At 65.7% G+C, this 20020-nt stretch carries 21 protein-coding genes and 2 pseudogenes; 15 read left to right on the top strand and 8 right to left on the bottom strand.

Annotated elements, in window-relative coordinates:
• Positions 1-9 precede the first annotated feature (9 nt).
• Positions 10-771: a sulfite exporter TauE/SafE family protein gene (locus BN4332_RS28360; RefSeq protein ID WP_066902929.1), complete on the bottom strand. Its 762-nt coding sequence runs from the start codon at positions 769-771 to the stop codon at positions 10-12.
• Between the two features lie 233 nt (positions 772-1004).
• Between BN4332_RS28360 and BN4332_RS28355 the strand changes: the two genes are divergently transcribed.
• Complete coding sequence (locus BN4332_RS28355) at positions 1005-1463, top strand: 2-isopropylmalate synthase (protein WP_235654319.1); 459 nt, start codon at positions 1005-1007, stop codon at positions 1461-1463.
• Positions 1464-1480: 17 nt separating this feature from the next.
• Here the strand turns inward: BN4332_RS28355 and BN4332_RS28350 are convergent, their stop codons facing one another.
• Positions 1481-2962: a cytochrome P450 gene (locus BN4332_RS28350; protein ID WP_066902925.1), complete on the bottom strand. Its 1482-nt coding sequence runs from the start codon at positions 2960-2962 to the stop codon at positions 1481-1483.
• Between the two features lie 129 nt (positions 2963-3091).
• Here BN4332_RS28350 and BN4332_RS28345 point away from each other — a divergent pair, with 129 nt between their 5' ends.
• Together BN4332_RS28345 and BN4332_RS28340 are read left to right on the top strand one after the other, a co-directional pair.
• Positions 3092-3745 carry a TetR/AcrR family transcriptional regulator gene (locus BN4332_RS28345; RefSeq protein ID WP_066902923.1) on the top strand — a complete coding sequence of 218 codons (654 nt, stop codon included), beginning with the start codon at positions 3092-3094 and terminating at the stop codon, positions 3743-3745.
• Positions 3746-3767: 22 nt separating this feature from the next.
• Positions 3768-4661: an SDR family oxidoreductase gene (locus tag BN4332_RS28340; RefSeq protein ID WP_066902921.1), complete on the top strand. Its 894-nt coding sequence runs from the start codon at positions 3768-3770 to the stop codon at positions 4659-4661.
• Here the strand turns inward: BN4332_RS28340 and BN4332_RS28335 are convergent.
• From BN4332_RS28335 to BN4332_RS28325, 3 genes are read right to left on the bottom strand one after another with little or no spacing between them, the layout of a single operon-like run.
• The gene (locus BN4332_RS28335) at positions 4658-5836 is read right to left on the bottom strand and encodes an AAA family ATPase (protein ID WP_066902919.1); all 1179 of its coding nucleotides are present in this window, start codon (positions 5834-5836) and stop codon (positions 4658-4660) included. The genes BN4332_RS28340 and BN4332_RS28335 overlap by 4 nt on opposite strands.
• Before the next feature lie 10 nt (positions 5837-5846).
• Entirely contained in the window at positions 5847-6932 is a 1086-nt protein-coding gene (locus BN4332_RS28330) for a DNA polymerase IV (RefSeq protein ID WP_066902917.1), read from the bottom strand.
• Positions 6933-6936: 4 nt separating this feature from the next.
• Positions 6937-7554, bottom strand: coding sequence for a TetR/AcrR family transcriptional regulator (locus tag BN4332_RS28325; RefSeq protein WP_074133216.1), 618 nt, complete (start codon positions 7552-7554; stop codon positions 6937-6939).
• Between the two features lie 91 nt (positions 7555-7645).
• Between BN4332_RS28325 and BN4332_RS33875 the strand changes: the two are divergent.
• From BN4332_RS33875 to nrdE, 5 genes and pseudogenes are all read left to right on the top strand, one after another.
• A pseudogene (locus BN4332_RS33875) lies at positions 7646-7969 on the top strand (NAD(P)H-dependent oxidoreductase); the annotation flags it as partial.
• A 9-nt stretch (positions 7970-7978) separates the two neighbouring features.
• Positions 7979-8449 (top strand): annotated as a pseudogene (locus tag BN4332_RS33870) (NAD(P)H-dependent oxidoreductase); the annotation flags it as partial.
• Positions 8450-8943: 494 nt separating this feature from the next.
• Positions 8944-9183, top strand: a complete 240-nt coding sequence (locus BN4332_RS28315) for a redoxin NrdH (protein WP_066902915.1) — start codon at positions 8944-8946, stop codon at positions 9181-9183.
• A 40-nt stretch (positions 9184-9223) separates the two neighbouring features.
• Positions 9224-9676 carry a class Ib ribonucleoside-diphosphate reductase assembly flavoprotein NrdI gene (gene nrdI, locus BN4332_RS28310; RefSeq protein WP_066902913.1) on the top strand — a complete coding sequence of 151 codons (453 nt, stop codon included), beginning with the start codon at positions 9224-9226 and terminating at the stop codon, positions 9674-9676.
• Positions 9643-11811, top strand: a complete 2169-nt coding sequence (gene nrdE / locus BN4332_RS28305) for a class 1b ribonucleoside-diphosphate reductase subunit alpha (protein ID WP_074133214.1) — start codon at positions 9643-9645, stop codon at positions 11809-11811. The genes nrdI and nrdE overlap by 34 nt, the downstream gene beginning before the upstream one ends.
• Positions 11812-11915: 104 nt before the next feature.
• Here nrdE and BN4332_RS28300 read toward each other — a convergent pair whose 3' ends face one another.
• Together BN4332_RS28300 and BN4332_RS28295 are read right to left on the bottom strand one after the other, a co-directional pair.
• The gene (locus tag BN4332_RS28300; protein ID WP_066902909.1) at positions 11916-12749 is read right to left on the bottom strand and encodes a MerR family transcriptional regulator; all 834 of its coding nucleotides are present in this window, start codon (positions 12747-12749) and stop codon (positions 11916-11918) included.
• 146 nt (positions 12750-12895) lie between these two features.
• Positions 12896-13210, bottom strand: coding sequence for a hypothetical protein (locus BN4332_RS28295; RefSeq protein ID WP_066902907.1), 315 nt, complete (start codon positions 13208-13210; stop codon positions 12896-12898).
• 115 nt (positions 13211-13325) lie between these two features.
• Here BN4332_RS28295 and BN4332_RS28290 point away from each other — a divergent pair, with 115 nt between their 5' ends.
• The 5 genes from BN4332_RS28290 to BN4332_RS28275 all read left to right on the top strand — a co-directional run bounded on the left by BN4332_RS28290 (position 13326) and on the right by BN4332_RS28275 (position 16608).
• Positions 13326-13622, top strand: a complete 297-nt coding sequence (locus BN4332_RS28290) for a hypothetical protein (protein ID WP_066902905.1) — start codon at positions 13326-13328, stop codon at positions 13620-13622.
• Between the two features lie 284 nt (positions 13623-13906).
• A complete protein-coding gene (locus BN4332_RS33865) occupies positions 13907-14071 on the top strand; it encodes a hypothetical protein (protein ID WP_200820456.1) in 165 nt (54 codons plus the stop codon).
• Positions 14072-14130: 59 nt separating this feature from the next.
• The gene (locus BN4332_RS28285) at positions 14131-14832 is read left to right on the top strand and encodes a DUF6891 domain-containing protein (protein ID WP_235654318.1); all 702 of its coding nucleotides are present in this window, start codon (positions 14131-14133) and stop codon (positions 14830-14832) included.
• Positions 14833-15136: 304 nt separating this feature from the next.
• Positions 15137-15913, top strand: coding sequence for an SDR family NAD(P)-dependent oxidoreductase (locus tag BN4332_RS28280; RefSeq protein WP_074133213.1), 777 nt, complete (start codon positions 15137-15139; stop codon positions 15911-15913).
• Between the two features lie 11 nt (positions 15914-15924).
• A complete protein-coding gene (locus tag BN4332_RS28275) occupies positions 15925-16608 on the top strand; it encodes a flavin reductase family protein (protein ID WP_084459440.1) in 684 nt (227 codons plus the stop codon).
• A 19-nt stretch (positions 16609-16627) separates the two neighbouring features.
• On the opposite strand, the gene BN4332_RS28270 is transcribed toward BN4332_RS28275, so the two are convergent.
• Entirely contained in the window at positions 16628-17599 is a 972-nt protein-coding gene (locus BN4332_RS28270; protein WP_276079607.1) for a LysR substrate-binding domain-containing protein, read from the bottom strand.
• Between the two features lie 147 nt (positions 17600-17746).
• Here BN4332_RS28270 and BN4332_RS28265 point away from each other — a divergent pair, with 147 nt between their 5' ends.
• Positions 17747-19213 carry a 2-hydroxymuconic semialdehyde dehydrogenase gene (locus BN4332_RS28265; protein ID WP_066903141.1) on the top strand — a complete coding sequence of 489 codons (1467 nt, stop codon included), beginning with the start codon at positions 17747-17749 and terminating at the stop codon, positions 19211-19213.
• On the top strand, positions 19210-20019 hold the full coding sequence (locus tag BN4332_RS28260) for a 2-keto-4-pentenoate hydratase (protein ID WP_066902898.1): 810 nt from the start codon (positions 19210-19212) through the stop codon (positions 20017-20019). Before BN4332_RS28265 ends, BN4332_RS28260 begins: the two co-directional genes overlap by 4 nt.
• Position 20020 lies beyond the last annotated feature (1 nt).

The raw sequence follows: 20020 nt of genomic DNA, 5'->3' as shown, positions 1-20020 counted from the left end.
TAGGTGACATCAGTAGGTGTCGATGGCGAGTTTGATCGCGAGGGCGACGCCGGCCGCGCCGATCAGGAATCGCAGCGGCGTCGCCGGGGCGTGTCGCACGATCACCGGCCCGAGCCGGGAACCGATCAGACACCCGATGCCCAACGGCAGGACCGCCGGCCAGTACACCGGTGCGACCACTGCGAACGCCACGGCCGCCACGGCGTTGGCCACCCCGAGGATCACGTTCTTGGAGGCGTTGGCATGTGCCAGTGTCGCCTCACCGGTGCGCAGCATCAGTGCCAACAGCAGCACTCCCGCAGCGGCGCCGAAGTAGCCCCCGTAGATGGTGATCAGGAAGATGGCGCCGGCCTCCACGGTGACCTTCACCCGGTGCTCGCGATGATCGGCCACCCGGGTCTCGCGCTGGCGGCTGCGCGGCAGCAGGATCGCCACCGACGCGAACGCCAGCAGCGCGGGGACCACCCGCTCGAATCCCTCGGCCGGGGTACACAACAGCAGGGCCGCCCCGACCGCACCGCCGGCCGCCGCGACCGGAATGATCCGCTTGATCCAGGCACCTTGGCCTGCGAGTTCGGGCCGGGAACCCAGCACCGAACCGACACCGTTGAACACCAGCGCGACGGTGTTGGTGACATTCGCCGTGACCGGGGGCAGCCCGATGAGCAGCAGCGCGGGATAGGTGGCCACCGACGCCAGACCGGCGATGCTGCCGGTCAGCCCGCCGCCGATTCCGGCGACGAGGAGCAGAACCGCCTCACCGGCACTCATGAGGCTTCCACCCCGCCGAGCCTACGTAGGCACCAAAAGTGTTTGCGCCACCGGGCACGCTGCGTCTAGCATCGCCAACGTGCCAAGGCGACTCGTAGTAGCAACCCGCAGCGGGGTCTGATCGGACCGACCCCTCGCTGTGGGTCGTTCGCTACTTCGTCGGTCACTTCCTCTGAGCCAGAGAAGGCCGGCACATGTTTCTCACTTCATCAGCAGCGCATTCGGGTGATTCGATGCCGTTCGCAGCACACTTCGCCGCCCCGCTGCCCCGGGACCTCCGCGCGGCCGGCGAAAACGCCTCCTGGGACCAGTTTCTCGACGAGTACGCGCAGTTCGCGGGACCGCTGCGGCTCGGGCAGTTCAGCTGTGCCGACGAGCGTTCGCCGGGCGGTCTGGGGCCACAGGCTCGCACCTACCGGGCCACGCTGGCCATCGGTGACACGATTGCCACCTCGACGGCGGCGGCCAGCGGGCCGGTGGCCGCGCTGACCGCGATGCTGCACGAACGTGGCGTCAGCGTCGAGACCACCTCGTTCCACCAGCTGCCGACCGCCGGGCGGACCGCCACGTTCCTCAAGGGCTGCGACGGCATGCACACCGAATGGGCCATCGGTGTGGCCGCCGACCCGGTGCAATCGGCCCTGCGCGCCGTGATCGCCTGTGCGAACCGGTTGATGGCCGCCACCGCGTGAGTGCCGGCGCCCGGTGATCAGTGCAACGGGCGCAGCACCAGCGGCATGCCGTCGATCGGCACCGGCATGCCGCCGTAGTCGTAACGCGGCCGGTAATCCGGGCTGGCCAGCTCGAGCTTGTAGCGGCGCAGCAGCCGGTGCATGACGGTCTTGATCTCCAGCTGGCCGAACACCATGCCGATGCACTTGTGGGCGCCACCGCCGAACGGGGCGAACGCGTAGCGGTGCCTCTTGTGCTCGCTGCGCGGCTCGGCGAAGCGGTCCGGGTCGAACTTCTCCGGGTCGGTCCACAGCTCGGGCAACCGGTGGTTGATCGACGGCCAGGTCACCACGCTCGTCCCCGCCGGGATGAAATAGCCCAGCAGATCGGTGTCGCGCACCGCCTGACGGAAGTTGAACGGCAGTGGCGTCATCATCCGCAACGCCTCGTTGATCACCAGATCGTAAGTTTCCAGCTTGTCCAGCGATTCGAAGTCCAGCGGCCCGTCGCCGATCCGCGCGGAGTCGTCGCGCAGCCGCTCCTGCCATTCCGGGTTGGCCGCGAGGTGGTAGCACATCGTCGTCATCGTCGAGGTGGACGTGTCGTGGGCGGCCATCATCAGGAAGATCATGTGGCTGATGATCTGGTCGTCGGTGAACGACTGCCCGTCCTCGTCAGCGGAATGACACAGCACACTGAACATGTCGGTGCTCTCCGACCGGCGCTTCTCGTCGATGCGACTGGCGAAGTACTCCTCAAGGGTCTTGCGCGCCTGGATGCCGCGCCACCACTTCAGCGGTGGCACCGGCGTCCGCACGATCGCATTGCCGGCCCGCGTGGTCGTGGTGAAGGCGTTGTTGACCGTGGTGACCAGCGCGCGGTCGGTACCCGCCGGCACGCCCATGAACACCTCGGAGGCGATGTCGAGCGTGAGCTCCTTCATCGCCGGGTGCAGCAGGAAGCGCGGATCGTTGGCCACCCAGTCGTTGGCCAGCACGCTCGTGGCCACCGAATCGATGTGGGAGATATAGCCGGACAGCCGCGTGCGCGTGAACGCCTCCTGCATGATCCGGCGGTGGAACATGTGCTCGTCGAAGTCGAGCAGCATCAGGCCGCCCTCGAAGAACGGGCCGATCACCGGATCCCAGGCGCGCTGGGAGAAGTCCTTGTTGCGGTTGGAGAAGACGGCCTGGGTGGCATCGGGGCCCAGCGCCATCACCGACGACAGCGCGGGTGACTGCGCGTAATAGATCGGCCCGTGCTTGCGGTACAGCTCCACGATGAAGTCGGGACCGCCCCGGAAGATCTCGATCATGTGCCCGATGATCGGCAAACCAGAATCGCCGCTGATCGGCTTGAGGCCGCTGCCGGCCGGCGGTTCGGCGAACACGAACTGGTCCCACTGCTTGGCCTTCAGCCGATTCTCCAGCGCGCCCATGCCAGGCAGGGTGTTGGGCGTCGGGGTGAACCGGCGCTTGGCCTGATCGAGCAGGTAGTGCGGGGTGCTGATGGTTGCCATGGGCCGCTCCTGACCGTACAAGGGCTGACGAATTGTGGTCGATGTCACCACTTGAGGCCATCCTGGCTGCCAGACTTGACGCATGTCAAGTTTTGAACTGGCGCGTCGCGGGTGCAAAGGTCTTATGCCATGACCGCCGAATCGATACCGGGGGACGGCGACAGCGCCACCGGGCGCCCGCAGGCCCGCCGCAGCCGGGGGGACCGGCAGCGCGAGGCGATCGTGACGGCAGTGCGGGAATTGCTCGAGGAGAAGTCGTTCGCCGATCTGTCGGTGAGCACCATCAGTGAACGTGCCGGGGTGGCCCGGTCGGGCTTCTACTTCTACTTCGACTCGAAGTACGCGGTGCTCGCGGTGATCGTCTCCGACGCGATGGAGGAACTCGCCGCGCTGACCCACAATTACGCGCCCCGGGACGCCGGTGAAACTCCGGCGGCCTTCGCCAAGCGGATGGTCGGCAGCGCGGCGACCGTCTTCGCGACCAACGACCCGATCATGTCGGCGTGCACCGTCGCGCAGAACACCGACGCGCAGATCCGGGAACTCATGAACGATTACGAGGACGCCGTGATCGACCAGATCGTCGGCCTCGTGGAGCAGGACCAGGGCGCACAGCCGATCTCCGACGACCTTCCCGCCCTGGTACGCACCCTGGTGGCGACCACCGCGATGACGCTGTCCCATGACTCGGCCTTCGTCGGGCGCGGTACCGACCCGAGCCGTGCCCTCGATGTGGTCGAGCGACTGTGGCTCAACGCACTGTGGGGTGGCCAGGGCGGTTAGCGTCACCGGTAAGGTCACCGCTATGGGGAGCGATACCGCGGGTAACGGTCGGGCCAAGCTTCGGGAGCACTTCCAGGGAAAGCGGTGCCTGATCACGGGTGCGGCCAGCGGGATCGGCCGGGCCACGGCCCTCGCACTGGCCGCACACGGTGCCGAGCTGTACCTGACCGACCGGGACGAAGTCGGATTGGCCCACACGGTTTCCGATGCCCGCGCGCTGGGCGCGCAGGTGCCCGCGCACCGGGCCCTCGACATTTCCGATTACGACCAGGTGGCGGCCTTCGCGGCCGACATCCACGCGGCCCATTCGCCGATGGATGTGGTGATGAACATCGCCGGGGTGTCGGCCTGGGGAACCGTCGACCAACTCACGCATCAGCACTGGCGGTCGATGATCGACGTCAACCTGATGGGGCCGATCCACGTGATCGAGACGTTCGTGCCGCCCATGGTGCGGGCCCGCCGCGGCGGGCATCTGGTGAACGTCTCGTCCGCGGCCGGCATCGTCGCGTTGCCCTGGCACAGCGCCTACAGCGCCAGCAAGTACGGCCTGCGCGGGCTGAGCGAAGTGCTGCGCTTCGACCTGGCCCGGAACCGCATCGGGGTTTCGGTCGTGGTCCCCGGCGCGGTGAAAACCGGTCTGGTGCAGACCGTTCAGATCGCCGGGGTGGATCGCGAGGACCCCCACGTGCAGAAATGGGTGGACCGGTTCGCCGGCCACGCCATCTCGCCGGAGAAGGCCGCCGAGAAGATCCTCGCCGGGGTGCGGCGTAACCGCTTCCTGATCTACACCTCGTCGGATATCCGCGCCCTCTACGCGTTCAAGCGGGTGGCGTGGTGGCCTTACAGTGTGGCGATGCGGCAGGTCAATGTGCTGTTCACCCGGGCGTTGCGGCCCAAAAGCGTGCAGCGCTAACGCTTTCCCCAGTGCCACGACGGTGTGTTGAGCATGCCGAACCCCGCCACCTTCGTCTCACCCCACTGCTTGTAGAGCTCCACCTCGATCGCGGGGCCACGCTGCTCGTCGGCCGCCGGCGTGGTTTCCAGGAAATCCAGCAGCGCATGTGAATGCGTCACGACCACCACTTGGGACCGCTGCGCCGCGGTGCGGATCAGGGCGGCCAGCGGCCGGACCAGGTCGGGATGCAGGGATGTCTCGGGTTCGTTGAGCACCATCAGCGAGGGCGGTCTGGGACTGGCCAAGGCCGTTGCCCAGAGTAGGAAACGCAATGTGCCATCGGATAATTCGGCGGCACGGAGCGGGCGGAGCATGCCGCGTTGACGCAGTTGCAGGTCGAACAGCCCGTCGTTGACCGCGACGGAGATCGTGGCGCCGTCGAAGGCATCGGCCACGGCGCGGGCCAGGTCGTCGAAGGTGGTCTCGATGATCGTCTGCACCGCCGCGGCCAGATCGGAGCCGTCATCGGAGAGCACCGGGGTGCGGGTGCCGACGTGAGGCATGCGGGCGGGCGCGCCGGCGTCGACCCGGAACCCGTCGTAAAACCGCCAGTCGCGCAGCCGGTCCGACACCGCCGACAGTTCCGGCAGCGCGTCCGGGTGCGCGTATTCGGCGAGCACGCTGCGGTAGGAGGGCAGCGACCGGGTCAGCTCGTCGAAACCCCGGCCGGTCTGCGCGGCGACCTCGGCGTATTCGCGGGTGCGGCGCACCAGCGCCGAAGCCGGACGCAGCACCGGCCCGGCGAACACCACCTCGCGCTTGATCTCGGGGTCGAGGGCGAACGCCGACGGCTCACCGCCCGACCCGGCCATCTGCGGCAGCCCCAGATCCACCAGATAACCGAAATCATCTGCGGCAAAGCCCATTTCGAGGGACACGGGCCGGGTCCGGGTGGTGCCCTGGGTTTCCTCGGACGGTTGCTCCGGGCCCGCCCACAGCACCGACTGCAGACCGCCTTCCCGTGCCAGTGACCCGATCACCTGGCCCCGCCCGCAGTCGGCCAACAACCGCAGGGCGCGGTAGATCGACGACTTGCCGGTGCCGTTGGCGCCGGTGACCACGGTGAGTTCGGTCAGCGGCAGGATCACCTCTCGCAACGAGCGGTAGCCCCGGATCGCGATGGTCTGCAGCATGGGGTCGAGGTTATTGGTCGGTCCCGACAACCGGGGCGGTGGGAAGCTCGTCCATGGACAGTTCGAGGCGCACCCCCAGCAGCCGGATCGGGCGGTCCAGGTCGAACTGATCGAAGACCGCCAGTGCGGTGGCGGTGATGACGTCGACGTCGGTGCTCGGCGCCCCCAGCTTGCGGATCTTGGTGCGCGTATAGAAGGTGTTGGTGCGCACCGTGACCGCCACCCGGGTGACGATGCGGCCCTGTTCCACCACCTCGTCCAGCGTCCGGCGGGTCAGGTCGCGGATCGCGTCGTCCATCTCGCCGCGCTCGGTGAGATCTTGCGCGAACGTGATGACGTGGCTGCGGGACCGCGGAACCCAGGGCTCGGAGCTGACCTCGCTGTCGCCGCCGCCCTTGGCCAGCAAGAGGATCCACAACCCGGTGGTGGGACCGAAGGCCGCGGTCAGCACCGACGCATCGGTGGCGGCGAGATCGGCGACCGTGGTGATCCCCATGGTGGCAAGCTTTTTGGTGGTTTTGGGTCCCACGCCCCACAGCGCATCGGGCGGACGGTCGCCCATCACCGACATCCAGTTGGCCTCGGTGAGGACGTAAATGCCCGGCGCGTGCTCTGTGCCACGTTTCGGCTTGGCGAGTCCGGTCGCCACCTTGGCGCGTTGCTTGTTGTCGCTGATACCCACCGAGCAGGACAGGCCGGTCTCGGCGGCGATCACGGTGCGGATGCGTTCGGCCAGCTCGACCGGGTCGCTCACCTCGGCGCCCAGATAGGCCTCGTCCCAGCCCCACACCTCCAGCGGATAGCCGAGATCGCGGAGTAGGCCCATCACCTGTTCGGAGGCCGCGTCGTAGGCGTCGGGGTCCGACGGCAGGAACGTCGCGTCCGGGCACTTGCGGGCCGCGGTGCGCAGCGGCATGCCGGCGTGTACACCGAACTCGCGGGCCTGATACGACGCGCAGGTAACCACCTTGCGTGGTTCAGTGGGATCACCACTGCCGCCGACGATGACCGGGAGGCCTTCCAGCTCGGGGTGGCGGCGCAGTTCGACCGAGGCCAGGAACTGGTCCAGGTCGACATGCAGCACCCAGGCGGTCATGGCCCTAGTGGCCGCACAACTTGCGGGCGGTGTCCTGCCACGCGGTGGTCTGTTCGTCGAGACTGCGGCCGGCCGAGATCTGGTGTGCCACGTAGTCCGGGTCGAGCAGTGCGATCAGCGCATCGGCCTGAGCTTCGAGATCGCCTGTGGTTCCTGCCGATTCGAGCAGCATCCGGACGTGCGTGCGGTGCAGGGTGAACGGACCGGTATAGCGCAGTTCGGGGTCCCTGATCGCATCGGACATGAGCGCTTGATGGCAGTGTACGAACCTCAGACGGTCTGCACCGTAGGCCAGGAGACGTTCGAGTGGGGGTGCGCCGGGACCGAGCGGGGGCGGGCCGAACATGAAGGCGTTCTGTTCTGCGGTCTCGTCCTCGTCGAGCAGCACCATCATCAGCGCTGCGCGGCTGCCGAACCTACGGAAAACTGTTCCTTTCCCGACGCCCGCAGCGACCGCGATATCGTCGGTGCTGACTGCGTCGGGACCGCGTTCGGCGATGAGCCGGCGCGCGGCGTCGAGGATCAGGGCGCGGTTTCGGGCGGCGTCGATACGTGTTGGGCCGCGTTCTGGTGGCGCCGGGTCGATGCCCATGAGCCGGGTCGGGCGGTCGGAGGCTGCCACAACTGCACTTTAACTCAGCCGGAATTAATCGGACCACAGTCCGGTTGATCGTTGCGAAGATCGGACGAGCCGAACTAAGGAGTAGAGAAAGATGGCCGATAACAAGGTCCTGGTGTTGGTAGGAAGCCTGCGTGCGGCCTCGATCAACCGGCAGCTCGCAGAACTGGCGGTGGAACAGGCGCCCGAGGGGGTGGAACTGCGGATCTTCGATCGGCTGGGCGAGTTGCCGTTCTACAACGAGGACATCGACACCGCGGATGTGGCCGAGCCCGTGGTCGCACTGCGCGCCGCGGCCGCCGAGGCCGACGCCGCGCTGGTGGTCACTCCCGAATACAACGGCAGCATTCCCGGCGTGCTGAAGAACGCCATCGACTGGCTGTCGCGGCCGTGGGGCAACGGCGCGCTGAAGGACAAGCCGGTGGCGGTGGNGGTGGAACAGGCGCCCGAGGGGGTGGAACTGCGGATCTTCGATCGGCTGGGCGAGTTGCCGTTCTACAACGAGGACATCGACACCGCGGATGTGGCCGAGCCCGTGGTCGCACTGCGCGCCGCGGCCGCCGAGGCCGACGCCGCGCTGGTGGTCACTCCCGAATACAACGGCAGCATTCCCGGCGTGCTGAAGAACGCCATCGACTGGCTGTCGCGGCCGTGGGGCAACGGCGCGCTGAAGGACAAGCCGGTGGCGGTGGTGGGTGCCGCGCTCGGGCAGTACGGCGGCGTGTGGGCTCACGACGAGACGCGGAAGTCCATCGGTATCGCCGGGCCGCGCGTGGTCGAGGACCTCAAGCTCTCCGTGCCGTCGAAGACGCTCGACGACAAGCATCCGCGGGAGAACGCCGAGGTCGCCGGAGCGCTTCGTGACATTGTGGGCAAGCTCACATCTGAGGTCCGCTGAGGGGCCGTCATCGCGTTTTGCCGTCCGCGTCGCTTTCCGGCAAAATTCCTGCCGCCGGCTGGGTCGTCCCGACCCGGCCGGCGGCTTTGCTATTGGGGGACGTTGCGCTTCCGCGAGACCCGACTTGTCGGTGGCTGGTGCTACATCTAGGGCTGCGGCGCGACACGGTCTGTCAAGTCGAGCGCGACACGCCGTGGGTGTGGTTGCTGGCAAGCTTACGACCTGGGAATTTCAGAAATGTTATTCAGAACATGTTGTATGACTTCGAACTGTCGGCCACTAGGTGTAGTGTCTGTGAGACCGACAGGCCACCACAGTTCGGGGGCCGGCCGGAGCGCAGCGAATCCGGCTGAGTCGGTTTCAAGACCGGCCGGAGGGCGGCTTCGACCGGCAGGAATTTTGGCGGCCCGAAGGTCGCTGAACTTAAGCGAAACGTAAGACCCGATCAGTTGCCAGTCACTTGTTCACTTTCCGCAAGAGGAGCCGTACCGAAGATGACCGTCACCGTGTACACCAAGCCCGCATGCGTGCAGTGCAACGCCACCTACAAGGCGTTGGAAAAGCAGGGCATCGAGTTTGAGAAGGTCGACATCACCCTCGACAGCGAGGCGCGTGACTACGTCATGGCGCTCGGGTACCTGCAGGCCCCGGTCGTGGTGGCCGGTGACGACCACTGGTCGGGCTTCCGCCCCGACCGGATCAAGGCGCTGAGCTCGGTCGCGGCGACCGCGTAACGGAAGGCATCACCACCAGGGGAGAGGAACGGAGGACGCGATGAGCCACCTCGTCTACTTCTCCAGCGTTTCGGAGAACACCCACCGCTTCGTCCAGAAGCTGGAGTGGCCCGAAGACCGCGTCACCCGGATCCCGCTGCACGGCCGCATCGAGGTGAACGAACCCTACGTTCTGATCCTTCCCACCTACGGCGGCGGCCGTGCCACGCCGGACATCAACAACGGGGGATACGTCCCCAAGCAGGTCATCGCATTTCTCAACAATGAACACAATCGGTCGTTGATCCGCGGCGTGATCGCCGCGGGCAACAACAACTTCGGTGCGGAGTTCGCGTACGCGGGCAATGTGGTCTCGCGCAAATGCGGTGTGCCGTACCTGTATCGCTTCGAACTCATGGGAACCCCGGACGATGTCGAAGCAGTCCGCGCGGGGTTGAAAGACTTTTGGAAGGATCAGACGTGCCACCAACCGTCACAGCTGCAGAGCCTGTAACCAACGCCGGGCACGCCCTGCCCGGAGAGACTGATTACCACGCGCTCAACGCGATGCTGAATCTGTACGACGCCGACGGCAAGATCCAGTTCGACAAGGATGTGCGGGCGGCGCGGGAGTACTTCCTGCAGCACGTCAACCAGAACACGGTGTTCTTCCACAGCCAGGACGAGAAGCTCGACTACCTGATCGAGAAGGAATACTACGAGCGCGAGGTGCTCGACCAGTACAGCCGCAACTTCGTCAAGAGCTTGCTGGATCGGGCCTATGCGAAGAAGTTCCGGTTCCCGACCTTCCTCGGCGCGTTCAAGTACTACACCTCCTACACGCTGAAGACCTTCGACGGGAAGCGCTATCTCGAGCGCTTCGAGGACCGCGTGGTGATGGTGGCGCTGACCTTGGCGGCCGGTGACACCGTGCTGGCCGAGAAGCTGGTCGACGAGATCATCGACGGCCGCTTCCAGCCGGCCACGCCGACGTTCCTCAACTCGGGTAAGAAGCAGCGCGGTGAGCCGGTGTCCTGCTTCCTGCTGCGCATCGAGGACAACATGGAGTCCATCGGGCGCTCGATCAACTCGGCGCTGCAGCTGTCCAAGCGCGGTGGCGGAGTCGCCTTGCTGCTCACCAACATTCGTGAGCACGGTGCGCCGATCAAGAACATCGAGAACCAGAGCTCGGGCGTCATCCCGATCATGAAGCTGCTGGAGGACTCGTTCTCCTACGCCAACCAGCTCGGCGCTCGCCAGGGTGCCGGTGCGGTCTACCTGCATGCCCATCACCCGGACATCTACCGGTTCCTCGACACCAAGCGCGAGAACGCCGACGAGAAGATCCGGATCAAGACGCTCTCGCTGGGTGTGGTGATCCCGGACATCACCTTCGAGCTGGCCAAGAAGAACGAGGACATGTACCTGTTCTCGCCGTACGACGTCGAGAAGGTCTACGGCGTTCCGTTCGCCGACATCTCGGTGACCGAGAAGTACTACGAGATGGTCGACGACGCGCGGATCCGCAAGACGAAGATCAAGGCGCGCGAGTTCTTCCAGACGCTGGCCGAGCTGCAGTTCGAGTCGGGCTACCCGTACATCATGTACGAGGACACGGTGAACCGGGCCAACCCGATCGCCGGCAAGATCACCCACTCCAACCTGTGCTCGGAGATCCTGCAGGTCTCCACCGCCTCGGAGTTCAACGACGACCTGTCTTACAAGAAGGTCGGCAAGGACATCTCGTGCAACCTGGGGTCGATGAACATCGCGAAGACGATGGACTCACCCGACTTCGCCCAGTCCATCGAGGTGGCCATCCGGGCACTGACCGCGGTGAGCGATCAGACCCACATCTGGTCGGTGCCGTCCATCGAGCAGGGCAACAACAGCTCGCACGCCATTGGCCTGGGGCAGATGAACCTGCACGGCTACCTGGCCCGCGAGCGGATCCACTACGGCTCCGAAGAGGGCATCGACTTCACCAACATCTACTTCTACACGGTGCTGTTCCATGCGCTGCGGGCGTCGAATCTCATTGCGATCGAACGTGGAACGAAGTTCGGCGGGTTCGAGGACTCGAAGTACGCGTCGGGGGAGTTCTTCGACAAGTACACCGATCAGGTGTGGGAGCCGGCCACCGACAAGGTGCGGCAGATCTTCGCCGACGCCGAGATCCACATTCCGACCCAGGATGACTGGCGTGCGCTGAAGGCTTCAGTGCAGGAGCACGGCATCTACAACCAGAACCTGCAGGCAGTCCCGCCGACCGGGTCGATCTCCTACATCAACCACTCGACCTCCTCGATCCACCCGGTGGCGAGCAAGATCGAGATCCGCAAGGAAGGCAAGATCGGCCGCGTCTACTACCCGGCGCCGTATCTGACCAACGACAACCTGGAGTACTACCAGGACGCGTATGAGATCGGCTACGAGAAGATCATCGACACCTACGCCGCGGCCACCCAGCACGTGGATCAGGGCTTGAGCCTGACGCTGTTCTTCAAGGACACCGCCAACACCCGCGACGTCAACAAGGCGCAGATCTACGCCTGGCGCAAGGGAATCAAGACGCTGTACTACATCCGGCTCCGCCAGATGGCTTTGGAGGGCACGGAGGTGGAAGGTTGCGTCAGCTGCATGTTGTGACGCACTGTTGAGCGGCTCGAATGGCCAGTTATTGCACGCAAATCACGAAAAGGTGTGCAATAACCGGCCATTCGGCATTGGAGGACTGCGGGCGGTAGGCCGGTCTATTGAACCGGCACGTACACCTTTGTCCGCAGGCGGTCCTCGGGCACGTCGCGCGGGTCGTCGAGGTAGATGTTGTAGTGGTGCGTCGTGATGTCGTCGGCGGTGCGCGTCAGGGTCAACCCGTGCTCGGTCATGTAGGCGCCGATGAGCTCGTGCGCCCGCGAGATCGCCTCGGCGTACGGCCCAGTCACGCTGGCCACCACGGCCCGGCGAGCGGGCACAACGAACACGCTCAGCGGATCCCGGGCCGTGGTGTCGGCGGGAACCTCGACGAACACCGATTCGTCGACATCCGATTCGCGGAACTCGTCATCGTGTTCGATGCATCCGCCCAACATGCCCGGCGTGATGTTCTGCTCGGCGATGGCGGGCATGAACCGCTCCCACAGCTGCGCTTCGGCGGCGTAGTTCGCAACGGTGTCGCGCAGGCACACGATGGTCCGGGCGGGGACGGTTTCTTCGGTGACGGTGTCGGTCATGGTGAGCTCCTTCTCGGAAAGTAAGTGGTCGATGAGCCGGAGCCGCGCGTTGGCCTCCTCGGCCGCCGCGACCAGTTCGATGCGTTGGGCCGCGAGGGCTGCGTCGAACGCCGCGGTGCCGCGGATGGCGAGCAGGGCTCCGATGGCGGACACGCCGAACCCGATGTCGCGGAGCCGCCGGATCACGGCGGCGTCGGTCAGCTGCGTCGCGGCGTACCGGCGGTAGCCGCTGATCGCGTCCACCTGCGCGGGCACCAGGACTCCATGGGCGTCGTAGTGGCGCAGCATGCGAACGGAGATACGGCTCAGCGAGGAGAACCTGCCGATCGGCATCAAGGGCGGGGTGTCGGTCACGGTTACGACTGTGCCGCCTCACACCATGTGAGAGTCAAGCCCGTTTGGCAGGTGCTAGGTCGAATGGCCAGTTGTTGCACGCAGATCCCGAAAATCGGTGTCATAACTGGCCATTCGGCGTTGGAGAGTGCGGTCGCAGTCGCGGCTCAACCTTCAGGAGAACACGACTTGTGCTCGATCGGCACCCAGGTCGGTTCCGGTCCAACTGCGGCATTGAATTTCTCGATCTTGGCCGGGGTTGTGTATGTGATCTGCAGATTGGTGGCGACCCACGAGACATAGAACTGTTCTGCACTGTCGGGCGGGGTGAAGATCGATGCCAATTGTTCGATCAGCCCGTTGGGTAGGTACTTGCGATACATGGTCACGGGCAGCGAGTACCGGGCAGTGCCCAATTCGAATTCGACGACGGCGTTGGGAGCGGAGTCCACGTCGTAAGGGTCGGGGTAGCCGCCGGTCATTTCGCATCTGACTTGATGCAATGGACCGTCCATATCCGCTGATACGAGCGAATTCACCCACGATCTCGAACGCATCGTCGTCGTAGGGCCCTGCCTGGTCGGTAAAGAACGTGAAATGGTCGAGCGGTGGTTCCCGCTCGTCGGCCAGCGATTCCAAAACCATGCTCACGGAGTGGATGTCCATGTCCTCGAACACGTCGGTGTGTTCGGCGCAGTCGACGACCTCTTCGTCGGTCACCTCGTCAGGGCCGATAATCCCGGCGGTCTTCAACAAGGAGAACATGGACAGCAGTTGTTCTCGCAGCTCCGGCGTGAGCGGGTGCCGCCACTCGGGCTTATCGTCCCGCTCGGAGGACGGGTACAGCAGCTCAGCATCGCGAACTTCGAGAAACTCTTTGTAGGACTGCCGTAGGCACACCAGACCGATGACCAGAAGTAGCCACGTGAAGAGCTGGTCCGGCATGGGAGTGCTCGGGATCCAGCGGATCGCCAGCCAGCACATGTAGATGCCGACCCCCAAGTACACGAACGGGCCAAACCAGCCCAGCCAGTACAGGATCCGGTCTACGAACCTCAGCCGCCGCCAGTTCACGGCGCCATCATGCCCGATCGAGGGAAGGCCGATACGAGTATTCGCACCGATCGGATACGCGCGGGGCAGTTGGCGTTCGCGCGGGCGTCGGAGACGATGTTCCGATGTCGACAACGGTTGAGGCCATCCTCGTCACCGCCCTGGTTCTCGGCATCGTCGCCGCCCTATTCGGTCTGATCTACGCGTGGGACAAGTGGGGTAAAGGCACTCGACTCGAGCAGCGCATCGATCGCTTCTTCGATCGCCTCAGCGACAAGTTCGACCGATAGCCGCACGACTCGACGAGGCTGGAATCGCGATCCGCGGCTACGATCGCACCGTCCGCAATTTGCTCGGTTCCGACTGCATCCTGGAGGCCAGCGCCGTGAGCGCACCGCTGTATCCCAACGCGATCCCCGATTACGCCGTGCTCCCTGATCTGCCGATCGACGCCGACGAGCGTGCCGAGCTGATCGCCGGCATCTGGGGCCAGTTGGTCACCGGTAATGACGACGCCGAGGATTTCCTCGACATCTACGCCGAGGACTACGAGCTCTCCGAGGAGCAGCTCACGTCGGCCTTCGCCGCGCTGCGTGAGGCGCGGCTTCGGCAGCAGTCGGAGATCGGCGATTACCGGTCCCGCACGCTGGCGGCGTTCGAGGAGCTCAATGCCAACGGCGTGGTCGCCCGGGCCGACTTCAGCTGCTGCGGAACCTGCGCCTCGGCCGAGATCGGCGACGAGCGCGACGACAGCCGTCACTGGCGGGGATACATCTACTTCCACAACCAGGACACCGACCGCCTTGTCGAGGACGGCAGCACATACATCGGCTATGGGGCGTTCGAGCCGGAGAACTTCGACGAGGACGCCTACAACCAGCTCAGTGACGAGGCGAAGGAAGATCTGTACCGGGGCGACGTGATGCGGATGCTCGACGAGGTCGTGTTCCCCATCGTGCGGCGCCACGGCATCGAGCCGGAGTGGAACCGCGATCTCGGGACCCGCGTCCTGCTCACCAACGCCGACTGGTATTCGCCGATCGAAAGCTGACTTTCGTTTGGGCCAGAAGCGAATTGGCTGAGGCATCTGGCTCGCCGGCCACTCCTCGACACCCCTCCTTGAGCGCGGAGTGCGCCTCACACAGCTGCCCGCTCCACACCGCCGCCATGCTCGAAACGAGATGGCAGAACCGCAATTGGGTATTGGACAGGCCTGCAACACGTTCGGCAGGCTTGCGAATTGCTATTGCAGGTTTCGAGGTCGATCCGAACCTGGAGCCGGCCCGGGACGGTCGACGGAGCCGCCACCCGCAGCTCGGCGGAACGGATAGGGCGCCAACATGAGGAGGACACGCATGACGACTTTGGACGGGCGAGTAGCAATCGTCACGGGAGGATCGTCAGGTATCGGGTTGGCCACGGTGCGGAAGTTGGCTTCCCTCGGGGCACATGTCGTCTCGGGTGACCTCGCCCCGTTTCCGGAGCAGCTGACCAACGTCACCGATGTCGTTGCCGATCTGTCCACGGCCGCGGGATGTGAGGCTCTGGTCAACCGGGTGAGGGACGACCACGGCCGACTCGACGCCATCGTGAACAACGTCGGTATCGCACCGACCCGCGACGGGTTCGAGTCGATCACCGACGATGACTGGCTGAAGTTGTGGAACGTCAACGTGATGAGCGCCGTCCGGATCACGCGCGCGGGCATTCCGCTGCTGCGGGAATCCGACAACGGTTCGATCGTCATGATGTGCTCCTCGACGGCGCGCGTCCCGGACCCCTACTGGGTCGACTATGCCGCGACCAAGGCCGGCCTGCTGGCGATAACCCGCGGTCTCGCCGAGGAACTCGGCGCCGACGGAATCCGGGTCAACGCAGTGTCGCCGGGCTCGATCCGGACGCCGTTGTGGGACCAGCCCGGCGGGTTCTCCGAGCAACTCGCGATCAGGCACAACACCGATGTGGAGACCGCGATCGGGCGTTACGTCAAAGACGAGCGGCGGATCACCCTGGGCAGGCCCGGTCGAGCTGAGGACGTGGCCAACGCCGTCGCATTCCTGGTCTCCGAAGAAGGTTCCTACATCACGGGGTCCGATATCCCTGTCAACGGCGGCAGCGTCAAGCACATCTGAGGAGACCCGACATGTCATCAGCAGCAACACAATCATTCGTCGACGTCGTCCCCGAACACTGGGATCGGTTGTACGCGCCCAGCTCCGCGCTGGCCGTCGTGACCACGGTCGACGCGGCCGGGAATGTCAACGCCGCGGCGCTGGGGGCGTGCGTTCGCATCGCCCACGATCCCGTGGCGATCATGTTCACGATCGGGATCGGCAGGGACACCGCCAACAACGTGCTGGCCACCGGCGAGTTCGTCGTCAACATCCCGTCCTTCGAACCCAGCGAGCTGCGGGCCCTGTGCATGACCGGTGCGGACCTCGCCCCCGGCGAGAACGAGTTGGACCACGCGGGGCTCACCGCGCTGGCGGGGCGCGTGGTCCGGCCGCCGCGCATCGCCGAGTACAGCCGCCATTTCGAATGCCGCGTCCTGTGGAATACGCAGTGGCGCGATCGGCTCACCATCGTCGGCGAGGTCGTGGCGGCATCCTGCTCACCCGACGTGATCGATGCCGATGGCATGCTCCGCTGGGATGTGGCTCGGCCGGCAACATACTGCGGCGGCCCGTACGGCCTGACGTTCGCCCCGTCCTACGAACAAACGCTGATAACGCTCGGGTCCGACGTCGATGACCTGATGTCCAGCCTTCGACCCACACCGGTCACATACCGCGGGCTGATGGCCGAAAACCCGTCGTCCGAACGGTGAGCCCGGTTCGGTAGCGCGTTCAGGAATCGAAAAACCGGGATCCCGTCCACAGGTGGTTGGCCGTGGTCTTGAGACAGTCGATCAGAGCCACCGCCGACGGGCTCAAGGCGCGCATGGCAGCCGTCGTGATACCCACGCTGTGCCCGATGTTGTCCAGGGACACCGGAAGCGGTCGGATGCGGACATCCTCGGTGGCGACGATGCTGGGTAGCGCCACGACGTAGTCGTTCTCCATCAGGAGGTGTCGGATCGTGAGAAAGGACGTCACCTCCACCCGATTGCGCGGTAGGTCGACATCGTGCCGAGCGAAGAACTCTTCGAGTTCGCGGCGCAGCGACGTCTCGCTTCCGGGAAGAATCCACGGGTAATCGGCCAACTCCCGCAGCGTCACCGCGGGCGCCTGGGACAGCGGATGCTGGGCGCGGGTGTACAGGCGGATCGTCTCGTTGTAGAGCGTTGTGCGCGAGACGAATTCAGTTGTCGGTGAGGTGAGGCGCCCGACGATCACGTCGACGCGCCCACCTTCGAGTTCGGCCAGCAACGCGTCCGGCGTCCCCTCGCGCACGATGACCGTGAGCAACGGCCGCACCTGCTTGAGCCGCCCGATCGCCACCGGCAGCAGGTTGTTCGACCCGGCCAGGTGCGTCCCCACGACGACGGTGCCGCGCTCGGCCTCGGCGAGTTCGAGCACGTGCCGGCCGGCTTGATTCAACTGCGCCAGAACAACGCGGGCGTGTTCGGTGAACGCCTGCCCGAAGATCGTGGGGGTGATGCCGCGCGGGCCGCGCTCGTAGAGGGACACCCCGAGGATCTCCTCGATGTCGTGCAGCCCGCGCGTGGCGACCGGCTGCGTGACGTGTAGCTCGGCGGCCGCGCCGACCACCGAGCCTTGGCGCGTCAGCGCATCGACCAGAACCAGGTGCCGGATCTTCAATCGTCCGTCGAGCAGTTTCGGTGGGTTCACTGTCCGGCTGTCCTTGCTGTCATCCATATGCCCATCTGTGCATGATAGAAGTGATTATCGGCGTGATGCGTGCATATCGCGAGTCCATGTCACCGAGAGCGATGTTCATTCATGCATATGTATGCCTAGATTTGGCATTTGTGGGCATGGCTGCCGGACTCGATGATGGCTGACATGGCAAAGACGGCCCAGGGATGGGTGCGCAATTTCGTCGACGGCGCATTCATCGAACCAGACGACACCCGTTGGTACGACAACATCGATCCCGCAACCGGAGCCGCGATCGGTCGGGTGCACGAGGCTGACGAGGCGCTGGTGGATCGCGCCGTCACGGCGGGTCGCCGAGCCGTCGCAGCGTGGTCGCAGACACCCGTCGCCGAGCGGGCGGCGCTACTGCGCCGCGCGGCGGACCGCATCGAAGAGCGCTTCGACGAGTTCGTCGCCGCCGAGGTCGGCGACACCGGCAAGCCCATCACCCAGGCGCGGGCGCTGGACGTCCGTCGGGCGCCGCAGAACTTCCGAAGCTTTGCCGACACCGTGGCCGCCGCCGGGCAGGAGTCGTTCATCACCGAGACCGGCGACGGTCGACGGGCACTGAACTACGCCGTGCGCAAGCCGCTCGGCGTCGTGGCCGTGATAGTGCCGTGGAACCTGCCGCTGCTGCTGCTGACCTGGAAGGTGGCGCCCGCCTTGGCGTGCGGCAACGCGGTCGTGGTCAAGCCGAGTGAGGAAACACCTTCCACCGCAACACTTCTCGCTGAGGTGCTGGCCGAGGTTGGGCTGCCGGCGGGAACGTTCAACGTCGTGCACGGCCGCGGTGAGGTGGGGGAGACCCTCAGCCGGCACCCCGGCATCGCGGGCGTGACGTTCACCGGATCCTCCGCCACCGGGTCGCGTGTGATGAGCGCGGTGGCGCCGCGGGTGCGCCCGGTCTCATTCGAGCTAGGCGGGAAGAACGCGGCCGTGGTGTTCGACGACGCCGATCTCGACGAGACGCTGGACGGCCTGACCCGGTCCGTCTTCGCCAACACCGGCCAGGTGTGCCTGTGCACCGAGCGGTTGTACATCCAACGGGGCATCTTCGACGACATCGCCACCGGGCTGATCAAGCGCGCACACGAGCTGGAGCTCGGTCGCCCCACCGACGACGCCACCACCACCGGCCCGCTCATTTCCGCGGCGCATCGCGAGAAGGTGCTGCGCTACTTCGAGTTGGCGCAGCACGAGGGCGCGGAGGTGCTCGTCGGCGGAGGCGTGCCGGATCTCGGTGCCGAACTGAACGGTGGGTCCTGGATCCAACCGACGTTGTGGACCGGCCTGACCAACAATGACGCTGCGGTACGCGAGGAGATCTTCGGACCGGTGGCCGCGCTCATCCCGTTCGACGACGAGAGCGAGGCCATCGAGCTCGCCAACGACACCGACTACGGCCTGGCCGCATCGGTGTGGACCAACGACCTTCGCCGTGGCCACCGCGTCGCCCAGGCGATGCACGTGGGCATGTCGTGGGTGAACACCTGGTTTCTGCGCGACCTCCGGTCGCCCTTCGGCGGCATGGGGCTGTCCGGGCTCGGGCGCGAGGGCGGCGCCTCATCGCTGCACTTCTACACCGAGCCGACCAACGTCTGCGTGCAGCTATGACGCAGACGGAAATCGCCGGCCCGCCCACCGCCATTCTCGACGCCGCCGAGCGTCTGCGCACCGCGGCCCGCACCGGAGTGCCGTGCCCGCCGGTGCGTGACCTCTTGGGCGCCGACGGTATCGAAGCGGCCTACGGTGTGCAGCGCCTGCTGGTATCAGAGCGAGTAGCGCAGGGGGCCCGCATCGTGGGCGCCAAGATCGGGCTCACCGCTCCCGTGGTGCAGCAGCAGTTCGGCGTATTCGAACCGGATTTCGGCGCGCTGCTGGACGACATGGTGTTCTGCCACCGCCAGCCGGTTCCCCTGAGCCGGTTCTTGCAGCCACGGGTCGAAGGTGAGATCGCCTTCGTCCTAGGCCGCGACATCGACAAACCGGGTGCATCGGTGGCGGACGTGCTTCTTGCCACCGAATTCGTGCTGCCGGCCATCGAGATCGTCGACTCACGAATCGCCGGCTGGGATCTGACCATCGCCGACACCGTGGCCGACAATGCCTCGGCCGGTGCGGTGGTGCTCGGCACGACGGCGCACCGCCTCATCGGGCTCGACCTGTCGCGGATCGGCATGGTGTTCGAACGCGACGGGGAAGCCGTGTCGCACGGCGCCGGCCACGCCTGCCTCGGATCTCCGGTAACGGCGGTCGCCTGGCTGGCACGTGAAATGTACCGGCGCGGAAGCCCGTTGCGCGCCGGAGACACCGTGATGTCCGGTGCGCTCGGACCCATGGTGGCCGTCGATGCCCCAGGACGATTCCGGCTCCGTCTGGACACCTTGGGTGACGTTGAAGCCACGATCGAGGGGGATTGAC

Source organism: Mycolicibacterium houstonense, from assembly GCF_900078665.2.
Classification (GTDB): Bacteria; Actinomycetota; Actinomycetes; order Mycobacteriales; family Mycobacteriaceae; genus Mycobacterium; species Mycobacterium houstonense.
Note: the sequence above shows the minus strand (reverse complement) of the source record. Positions and strands in the feature narration are given on the sequence as shown.